The following is a 9,307-nucleotide window of genomic DNA, read 5'->3' on the forward strand; positions in this document are numbered from 1 at the left end:
CCGAAGCGCGTCTTTCTTGTTCTGTTCGGTCCTATCGCCGAGTATGAACGAAACGCGCCGGGCCGTCCTCGACGCCTTAGCGGACGGACCCGTGCCCGGTCCGGAACTCGCCGACCGCCTCGGCGTCTCGCGCAACGCGGTCTGGAAGCACGTCGAGGCGCTCCGGGACGCGGGCTTCGACATCGGTAGCGGCGACGGCGGTTACGTCCTCGAAGCGGTCCCGGAGTACGGCGGTCCCGCGGTCGAGTTCGGTCTGGAAGCCCCCTTCGAAATCGAGTATCACGACGCGGTCGGAAGCACGAACGACCGCGCCCGCGAGTTGGCCGACGAGGGTGCCGCGGACGTGGTCGTACTGGCCGACGAGCAGACGGGAAGTCGCGGCCGACTCGACCGGGAGTGGTCGGCCCCGCCCGGCGGAGTCTGGCTGAGCGCGGTCCTCCGGCCCGACCTGCCGCCCGCCCACGTCCCCGCGCTCACGCTCGCGGCCGCGGTGGCGACCACGGACGCGGCGCGCGAGGCGGGCGTCCCCGCGGAGATCAAGTGGCCGAACGACGTGCTCGTGGGGGGCGACGACGCGGAGGGGACCGAACGAGGCGGGCGAAAACTCGCGGGAATCCTGACCGAGATGGAGGGCGAGGCCGACCGGGTCTCGTGGGTCGTGGTCGGCGTCGGCGTGAACGTCAACGTCGCGGGCGACGACCTCCCCGAGGGCGCGACCAGCGTCCAGGAGGAAGTCGGCGCGATAGACCGCCGGGTGTTCGTCCAGCGTCTGTTGGAGACGTTCGACGCGCTCAGGGCCGACCCCGAGCGAGCGGTCGAGGCGTGGCGCGACCGGTCGGCCACGCTCGGCCAGCGCGTTCGGGTGGACACGGCCACCGGGGCGGTCGTGGGCGAGGCCGTCGACGTCGCCTTCCCCGGCGCGCTCGTGGTCGAGACCGACGACGGCGAGCGGGTTCGGGTTCACGCCGGCGACTGCGAACACCTCCGGCCGGTGTGAACCCGGTCCGCCGAATCGGCCGATTCGACGGGATGGCCGACGAGGTACGCTTTCGAGGGACGCGAGTTCTCGAGAAACACGGGTTCCCGATGGTAACCGTCTACCCCGGCGCGTGCGGACGCGACCTCTGCGGGAGTGAACGAGGAGGCCGAGGAGGCGTGAGGTCCGCAGTTACGGTGCCGTGGGGTTGCAGCGCCCTGCGGTTGCGGTGCTGTGTGGTTGCGGTGCCGTGCGGTTACTCCGTGGCCCGAGCAGTCGCTAGCTTCGCTGGTCTTTCGTCTGTTCGTAGTCCGAAAATTCCGTGACCCAAGCAGTCGCTAGCGTTCTCCGCTCCTCGACGCTCCCTCACCGACTACTCGGCGACTGCGCGCTCGTTTTCGGATTCGGTCGAGTGTTCGTCCTCGCCGCCGACCTGCACCGTCAGCACCGGGACCGAGCAGGCCCGGACGACGCCCTCGGCGACGCTCCCGAGGAGTAGGCGGTCGATGCCGCCCCTACCGTGGGTGCCCATCACCACGAGGTCGCAGTCCTCGCCCTCGGCGTACTCCACGATGCACCTGCTCGGCGACCCGTTGAGGAGTTTGGACGTGACCTGGACGCCGTACTCCTCGGCGATGTCTTCGACGCGGGCCAGCGCCGTCTCCCCTTCCTCCCGGAGGACGTCGCCGACGCCCTCCCACGAGGTCTCCATGGGCAGTCCCGCGAACGTCGCCGAGTTGACGACGTAGACGCCGTGGAGCTGTGCCCCGTGTTCGGCCGCCAGTTCGGCGGCGTGTTCGACCGCGCGCTCGGTCTCTGTCGAGCCGTCGGTCGGCACGAGTATCCGGTCGTACATCTATCCGTTGGATGATAACACCCCACACGACTTAAGGGTTTGCAGTGCGGTATCACGAGAACGAGCGTGAGGAACAGTCGTTTCGTTTTAGAAAGCCCCGTCCCCTCGCGGGCCTTCGGCCCACCGGGGGACGGCCCGCGGCTCCCGAAGCCACACTCGCTTCGTTCGGGTGACCGCGAGCGGGCGGCCCCTTGCAGTCCTCCCGAACCGTGGTCTATGTCACCGAGCGCGTGCGGGAGAGGTCGCCGAGCGCAAATTCTGGCCCGGTCGTCGAAGATGCGTGGTGGGGAGAAACGTCTTCCTGTCTTTAAGAAAGAAGTAGAGAGCCTAAAGAAACAATTCGATATTCGAGTTACAGGATTACGTCTGCCACGTCGCCGGTCCCGGCGCGGCGAACGACCGCACGAACTACGTCCTGCGCTCCGGCGAGGTTGTCTGAGTCGCCGTCGAGCACGAGGAGTTTCGCCGGGCGACCCTCCTCGACCACGCCGTAGTCGAGGCCCGCGATTTTCGCGCCGTTGACCGTCGCCATCCGGAGGGCCTCCCGGGCACTCACGTCGGCGAGTTTGGCGGCGAACTCCATCTCGCGGAACATCGACGGGGAGTTGAGCATCACGTTGTCGGTGCCGAGCGCCACGGTGGTCCGGTCGGCGAGGTCGGCGATCGGCGGGACCCCGACGCCGGTCACGAGGTTCGAGCGCGGGCAGACCGCGACCGGAATCGCGCTGTCGGCCAGTCGGTCGAGGTGGAGCGGTTCGGGGTGGACCATGTGGACGAGGAAATCGGGGTCCAGGTCGAGCGCGGGGTTGATGTCCGAGGCGTCTCGCTCGCCCGCGTGGATGCCGAACAGTTTGCCTGCGCGCGCGGTGGCGTTGCGCTCGCGCGAGAAGTCGGCGTCGCGCGCGCCGCTGGCACCGAACCCGTCGCCGGCGTCCATCGCTTCGGTGGTCTCCCGACCCAGAATCACGGGGTCTACGTCCAGTCCTTCGACCGCCTCTCGAAGGGCGTAGACGCCTTCGACACCGCCCTCGCGGAATTCGAGAAACGAGGCGGTGCCGGTCTTCTGCATGAACCGTACCGACCGACGCATGGCCTCGACCTTCTCCTCGCGAGACGCCTCGCGCAGGAGTCGGTGTTTCAGGCCGTCGGGCGGCGCGACTAGTTCGTCCAGACTCAGGCCGCCGCCCGCCTCCTTGGCGATGGAGTCACCGATGTGGGTGTGGGCGTTCACGAACGCCGGAAGGACGACGTTCGAGGACTCGACCGAGGCCTCCTCGATTGCCGTAATCTCGCCGTCCTCGACCACGACCCTACCTTCCACGGGGTCGAAGTCGGGACCGCGGAGGACGGTTCCCTCGACTATCATATGGGAATGACTTTCGGCGAGGGTCTTCAACCTCTCCATCTCGTAGCGAGACGGGACCCTCGCTTTTGACGCGAGTCGGGAGATCACTTCACGTTCGTCGCACTGGTGTCCGCTGCTCTCGGACGTAAACTCGTGCGGAGTTCCGTGGGCGGTCGGAAGCCAACAGTTCGTCGAGCGTCTCGAACGAGTTGAGTTCGGGTTCCGGAGTCAAATCGTCGTCCGCGGGGGGACCACTCCACGTCGGCGTTGCGTCCGGGCGATACCGCCTCCGAGAAGCGGGCGTAAACCGTCCGAAGACGGACCGAAAGCCTACTCGAACTCGTCCAGCGTCGTGCGCTGACCGGCGGTCCGAACCTCGCTGACGAGCGCGCCGTCGGTCTCTAGTCCCAGCACTCGCTCGGCGGCGTGGCCGACCGCGTCGGTGTCCTCGCCGGGCGCGTAGACGCCGAGTCGCCACTGCTCGCGCTGCACGTGTCGCAGAGCCGACACCAGCGCCGACTGCTGGTCGAGGCGTCGAATATCGCCGTTGACGATGACTCGCGTCGAGGATTCGGTCATGCTCGGCCTGTCGAGTACCTCGATGATGACCTCGCCGGGGTCGACCTCCGCCTCGGCGGCGATGTCGGCCTCGTACTCCCGCAGGGTCTCGTAGTCGGCGTCGATGACGCCCTCGGGAACGTCGTCCATCTCGGCCCAGACCGCCCGCTTGAAGAGGTCGCGGTCGCTGAGTCGCCGGGCGTACTCGGCGGTCTCGGGGGTCTCTCGGAACGCGACCAGTAGGTCGTAGTCGTCCATCCGGCGGAGTCGCTCGGCGGTCACGTCGGTCACGTCGAGGAGGCGCTCGCTGGCCTGCTGGAGGATGCCCCGAGCGATGCGCGTGACGTGGTGGTTGTAGACGGTGGGGTTCATCAGCGCCCGCGCGAGCAGGAGGCTCTCGGCCGTCGGGACGTTGCCCTCGGCCAGCACGAGTTCGCCGTCGATGAGGGTCAGCTCGCGCACGAGGCGCGAGTGGTCGATGGTGCCGTAGGGGACGCCGGTGTGGTGGGCGTCCCGCACGAGGTAGTCCATCCGGTCCACGTCGAGTTCGCCCGAGACGAGTTGGCCCAGCTTCCCGTCGCCGGCGATGAGGTCCGCGACGGTGTCGGGGTCGTGGCCGTGGTCGCGGAGTACGTCGCCGACCTCGCTCTCGCCGAGGAGTTCGTGAACGTCGTCGTGGTACTTCCCGGTGTGGCGGTGGACGACCCCCTCGATGGCGTGGCTGTACGGACAGTGGCCGATGTCGTGGAGCATGGCGGCCGCCCGGACGCGCTCGGCCTGCCTGCCCTGAATCCCGAGGTGGTCGAGTCCCTCGCAGGCGAGGTAGTAGACGCCGAGACTGTGTTCGAACCGGGTGTGGTTCGCCGAGGGGTAGACGAGATGGGCCGGGCCGAGTTGCTTGATGCGCCGGAGTCGCTGGACCGCGGGCGTGTCGAACAAGGCGCGCGCGACGCCCTCGACCTCGATGTGGTCGTGGACGCTGTCCTTGATGGTCTTCATATTCCGGGATTCGCCGTCTTGGTATAAAAACCGCCGGGAGTAGCCGGGAGGCGGCGAGGTTCGGTGGTCGGGAGAAACGATGGGAAACCAAATCAATTATATATCTATTCGATAGCGTTCGCCGAGACGGATCAGAGACCGACGCGTGTACTCGGTAAACCGGGCGACACCGAGACAGCACAAGCATTTACCTCTCGGGGCACGCACCTCGGGATATGACGACGTTTCTCTCCGGAGGAACCGGGACACCCAAACTCCTCGCGGGCGCGGAGTCGGTCTTCGACCCGGCCGAGACCACCGTGGTCGCCAACACCGGCGACGACGTGGAGTTGGGCGGCCTGCTGGTCTGTCCCGACGTGGACACCGTCCTGTTCGAGCAGGGCGACGTGCTGGACCGCGAGACGTGGTGGGGTCTCGCCGACGACACGACGGAGACCCACGACGAACTCCACGCGCTCGCGGAGGCCGCAGACCTCGAAACCGGGCCGCGCTACCTGCCCGACGAGGTACAGACCGCGGGCCGAGCGATTGCCGACTGGCGGCGCTTCTCCGGCGTCGCGGAGTTCATGGAACTGGGCGACCGCGACCGGGCGGTCCACGTCACCCGGACCGGTCTCCTCGACGAGGGCCGGAGTCTCACCGAGGTCACGCGCATCCTCGCCGGCGCCTTCGACGTACCCGTGGACGTGGTACCGATGAGCGACGACCCGGTGGCCTCCATCGTCCACACGCCCGAGAGCGACGACGAGTACGCCGACGAGATGCACTTTCAGGAGTTCTGGGTGGCCCACCGCGGCGACCCCGAGGTGGACCACGTCGAGTTCCGCGGCGGGGACGACGCCGACCCGGCCCCGGCCGCCCTCGGCGCAATCGAGGAAGGCCCGGTAATCGTCGGCCCCTCGAACCCCGTTACCAGCATCGGTCCGATGCTCGCCGTCGAGGGGCTCCGCGAGGCCCTCGAAGACTCCACGGTCGTCGCCGTCTCGCCGTTCGTGGAGGACGAGGTGTTCTCCGGCCCGGCGGCCGACCTGATGGAAGGCGTCGGCTTCGACCCCTCGACCGAGGGAGTCGCGGAGGCCTACCCCTTCGCCGACGCCTTCGTGCTGGACGACGAGGACGGTACCGCACTCGACCGACCCGTCGTCAGGACCGACACCGAGATGAACGACGACGCGGACGCCGAGCGCGTGGCCCGGGCGGTCGCCGACGCGCTGGAGGTGATTTGAGTGTTCGAACCCCGCCTCGCGCTCGCCAGCCTCAGCGGCCAGTCCGACGCCGAGTGGGCGGCGTCCGCCGACGAGTTCGCCGGCGCGGCCTTCCTCGGCGGCATCGCGCTGGACGACCCGACCCGCGAGGCCGCCCGCGAGATGGTCGCCCGCGACCGCGAGGAGTTCCTGCCCGACGACCCCATCGACTTCGTGGACCGCCAACTCGGCGCGCTCGCCGACGCAGACCTCCGGCCGGGGTTCAACGTCCGGACGACGACGCTCGCGCCGCTCCGCGAAGTCGCCGCAGTCTGTGCCGACCACGACGCCGTACTCGAACTCAACGCCCACTGCCGACAGGACGAGATGTGCCGCGCCGGGGCCGGACAGGCCCTCTTGAGCGACCCCGACCGTCTCCGCGAGCAGGTCGCCGCCGCGGCGGGCGAGGGGGCAGACGTGAGCGTGAAAGTCCGCGCCGAACTCCCCGACGTGGACCTCCGAGCGGTCGCCCGGACGGTTGGCGACGCTGGCGGCGGCGCCGTCCACGTCGACGCGATGGACTCCGAGGCCGTGGTCGCGGAGGTGGCCGAAGTCGCCGACGAAACGGAACTGTTCGTGATAGCGAACAACGGCGTCCGCGACGAGACTACGGTCAGGGAGTATCTGGCCTACGGCGCGGACGCGGTCAGCGTCGGCAGGCCGAGCGACGACCCCCGAGTCCTCCGGCGAGTTCGGACCGCGGTAGACGGGTGGTTCGGCGAGACGGACGAGGACGGAGACGGTGCGGAACCCTCCGCGGAGGTGAACGCATGACGCCCGCCGAGAACGCCCAACTCGCGCTCCTGCTGGAGGTGTCGGGCACGCCCAAGCCCGGCAACGTGGACCGCGAGCGCGACTTCCCGGACCTCCGATTTGACCACTTCCTCGCGGGCGCGGTCGGCGCAGGGCCGGGCCTGCGCGCGGCCGAGCAGGGCGCGCCGGTCGGCGAGGCCTTCGAGCAGGCGGTCGCCGGGATGAGCCAGCAGGAGGGCGGCAACACCCAGTTCGGCGCGCTCCTCCTGCTGGTGCCCCTCGTCCGGGCCGCCGCTGATGGGGACGACGCGCCGGACCAACTCTCGCCGGAGGGAGTCGTACGCGTGGTCGAAGACACCACCGTCGAGGACGCCGCGAACTTCTACCGGGCGTTCGACCACGCCGACGTGTTCGTGGACGACCCGCCCGAAGACGCCGAGCAACTGGACACCCGCCGGGGGAGCGACGCGGTTCCCGCGGTCGAAGAACGCGGCGTCACGCTCTACGACGTGATGGCGCTCGGGGACGACGAGGACGACGTGGCCGCCGAGTGGACCGGCGAGTTCGAGCGCACCTTCTGGGCGGCCGACCGCCTCGCGGAACTGGCGGAGTCGGCCCCGGTCTCGGCGATAGCCGCGCAGGTCTACCTCGAGCTGCTCGCGCGCGAACCCGACACGCTCGTCGCCAAACAGCACGGCCGGAAGACCGCCGAGAGCGTCCGCGTCCGAGCCCAGGAAGCCCTCGAAGGCGGTCCCGAGGTGGTCGAAGCCTTCGCGGAGTCGCTGGTGACCGACGGCATCAATCCGGGGACGACCGCCGACCTCACCGCGGCGGGACTGTTCGTCGCGCTGGCCCGCGGGGAGGTGTCGGTGTGAGCGACCCGGACGAGCGGAACGCCGACTGGCCGGTGGAACTCCGCGGCGTCACCGAGTCGGTCGTGACCACACTCGGCCCGAACGACCTGTGGAACGTCGCGGCGCTCGGTCTCCACGCGCCCGATTCGACTGCGGACGCAGACGCGCCGGGCGACGCACCCGTGACCGCCCGGACGTGGGGCAACACCCGGACCCGGCGGAACTTCCACCGGCAGGGCGGCGGCTACGTCCAGTTCACGCGCGACCCCATCGACTTCGTGGACGCCACGCTCTCGATACGCGAAGTCGAGCGCCCCGTCCTCGACTCCGCCGACGCGTGGGTCGAAGTCGAAGTCGAGCGGGCCGATTCGGGCGAGTCGGGCGACACCGAGTGGGAGGAGTGGGAGCTCTACCCCCGAAATTCGGGCGTGGAGCGCGAGACGGTGCCGACCATAAATCGGGGGTTCGGCGCGGTCGTGGAAGCCACCGTGGCGGCCTCGCGACTCGGCGTAGATGCCTACGACGAGGCCGAACTCAGAAACCGACTGGCCTACTTCGAGGAAGTCGCCAGAAAGTGCGGCGACGACCGAGTGTGCGCGGCGATGGACCGACTCCGAGACCACCTATCGGGGTAGTCACTCGGTTGCCGTCCGTACGATTTACGGAACTCGATACTGCATTTGCGGTCTTCAGATGCGGTCTTTCCGGTCGATGGTGACGGTCCAGTTGGGGAGTTCCTCGGGGTCGTATTCGAGGTCCCAGACTCCCTCTATCTCCTTGCCATCGCCGAACGCGCGAAGTACGAGTTCTTCGAGTTCGCTCTCGAACGTACGGTCGGACGCTTCGCCATCGACGGCATCTCCGTCCGTCTCTCGGTCAGTTCCGCGCACAGTTTCTGGTTGGGTGTGCATATTCTATCGTAATTATATTTACGAAGAGAGGGTGGAACGCCGATATTCCGGCTGTCGAAACGGAACGCGGCGCGACCCCGGTGTTCGATTCGACAGCGCGCGAGGACCGTTCAACAACATTGAAGTCACTCCTTCGAATCGGAGATACCACGCGATTACCCTATGGTAGGCGACTCTCTCTCCGGCCGGACGGCGCAACTGGACAAGGAGGAACGCGAACATCTCGAAGGCGTCGTCGCCGACATGCGCGAGCGGTGCGAGGACAACGTCGAGTTCCAACTCGTCCAGCAGGGTCTCGACGCTCCCGACGACGACTTCGGCGACGGGAGCGCACCCGGTGACGCGGTGGACGAGGACGCCCGGAGACTCGCGGAGGCCATCGAGTTGGAGGTCGGAGACGGCGACGACTGGGACGAGGCGTTCGACCAGTACGTCACTGGCGTCGGCTACACCATCGTCAATCGTCTGGCCGCCCTCCGGTGTATGGAAGTCAGAGGATTCGTAGACGAGGAAGTGACCGTCTTCAAGGAGAACGGCCTGACGCCCGCGGCCGAGACGCTGGTCCACGAGGAGTTCCTGCTCGAAGACGAGGCGATTCTGGCGGCCTACCGACGCAAGTGCGACGAGTTGGCCGACGAGATAGAGATACTGTTCGACGCCTCGTCGGTCTACAGTCTCGTGGACCCCGACGACGACACCTTCGAGGAGTTGTGCGGGATGCTCGACGAGGTGCCCGACGCGGTGTGGCGGGCCGACGACGTACTCGGATGGGTGTACGAGTACTACAATCGGCCGGTCGTGGAGGCGCTCG

The 9,307-nt window shown here is 68.1% G+C and carries 9 protein-coding genes and 1 pseudogene; 6 read left to right on the forward strand and 4 right to left on the reverse strand.

Features of this window, described 5'->3' with window-relative positions:
* The first annotated feature begins 43 nt into the window (after nt 1-43).
* Nucleotides 44-997 carry a biotin--[acetyl-CoA-carboxylase] ligase gene (locus E2484_RS22270; RefSeq protein ID WP_137287392.1) on the forward strand — a complete coding sequence of 318 codons (954 nt, stop codon included), beginning with the start codon at nt 44-46 and terminating at the stop codon, nt 995-997.
* 352 nt (nt 998-1,349) lie between these two features.
* Here E2484_RS22270 and E2484_RS22275 read toward each other — a convergent pair whose 3' ends face one another.
* From E2484_RS22275 to E2484_RS22285, 3 genes are all read right to left on the reverse strand, one after another.
* A complete protein-coding gene (locus E2484_RS22275) occupies nt 1,350-1,832 on the reverse strand; it encodes a universal stress protein (RefSeq protein WP_137287393.1) in 483 nt (160 codons plus the stop codon).
* A 352-nt stretch (nt 1,833-2,184) separates the two neighbouring features.
* On the reverse strand, nt 2,185-3,198 hold the full coding sequence (locus E2484_RS22280) for an amidohydrolase family protein (RefSeq protein WP_137287394.1): 1,014 nt from the start codon (nt 3,196-3,198) through the stop codon (nt 2,185-2,187).
* Nucleotides 3,199-3,507: 309 nt separating this feature from the next.
* Complete coding sequence (locus tag E2484_RS22285) at nt 3,508-4,734, reverse strand: HD domain-containing protein (protein WP_137287395.1); 1,227 nt, start codon at nt 4,732-4,734, stop codon at nt 3,508-3,510.
* 215 nt (nt 4,735-4,949) lie between these two features.
* On the opposite strand from E2484_RS22285, the gene cofD reads away from it, so the two are divergent.
* From cofD to E2484_RS22305, 4 genes are read left to right on the forward strand one after another with little or no spacing between them, the layout of a single operon-like run.
* Nucleotides 4,950-5,960: a 2-phospho-L-lactate transferase gene (cofD, locus tag E2484_RS22290; RefSeq protein WP_137287396.1), complete on the forward strand. Its 1,011-nt coding sequence runs from the start codon at nt 4,950-4,952 to the stop codon at nt 5,958-5,960.
* On the forward strand, nt 5,961-6,752 hold the full coding sequence (locus E2484_RS22295) for a tRNA-dihydrouridine synthase (protein ID WP_137287397.1): 792 nt from the start codon (nt 5,961-5,963) through the stop codon (nt 6,750-6,752).
* Nucleotides 6,749-7,606: a triphosphoribosyl-dephospho-CoA synthase gene (locus E2484_RS22300; RefSeq protein ID WP_137287398.1), complete on the forward strand. Its 858-nt coding sequence runs from the start codon at nt 6,749-6,751 to the stop codon at nt 7,604-7,606. The genes E2484_RS22295 and E2484_RS22300 overlap by 4 nt, the downstream gene beginning before the upstream one ends.
* Nucleotides 7,603-8,220 (forward strand): DUF447 domain-containing protein, encoded by a 618-nt coding sequence (locus E2484_RS22305; RefSeq protein WP_137287399.1) that lies wholly within the window; start codon nt 7,603-7,605, stop codon nt 8,218-8,220. Before E2484_RS22300 ends, E2484_RS22305 begins: the two co-directional genes overlap by 4 nt.
* Before the next feature lie 54 nt (nt 8,221-8,274).
* Here E2484_RS22305 and E2484_RS22310 read toward each other — a convergent pair whose 3' ends face one another.
* The gene (locus E2484_RS22310) at nt 8,275-8,496 is read right to left on the reverse strand and encodes a hypothetical protein (protein WP_137287400.1); all 222 of its coding nucleotides are present in this window, start codon (nt 8,494-8,496) and stop codon (nt 8,275-8,277) included.
* 162 nt (nt 8,497-8,658) lie between these two features.
* Here E2484_RS22310 and E2484_RS22315 point away from each other — a divergent pair.
* Nucleotides 8,659-9,307: pseudogene (locus tag E2484_RS22315) on the forward strand (BREX-5 system adenine-specific DNA-methyltransferase PglX); the annotation flags it as partial.

The organism is Halorussus salinisoli, from assembly GCA_005239435.1.
GTDB classification, from domain to species: Archaea; Halobacteriota; Halobacteria; order Halobacteriales; family Haladaptataceae; genus Halorussus; species Halorussus salinisoli.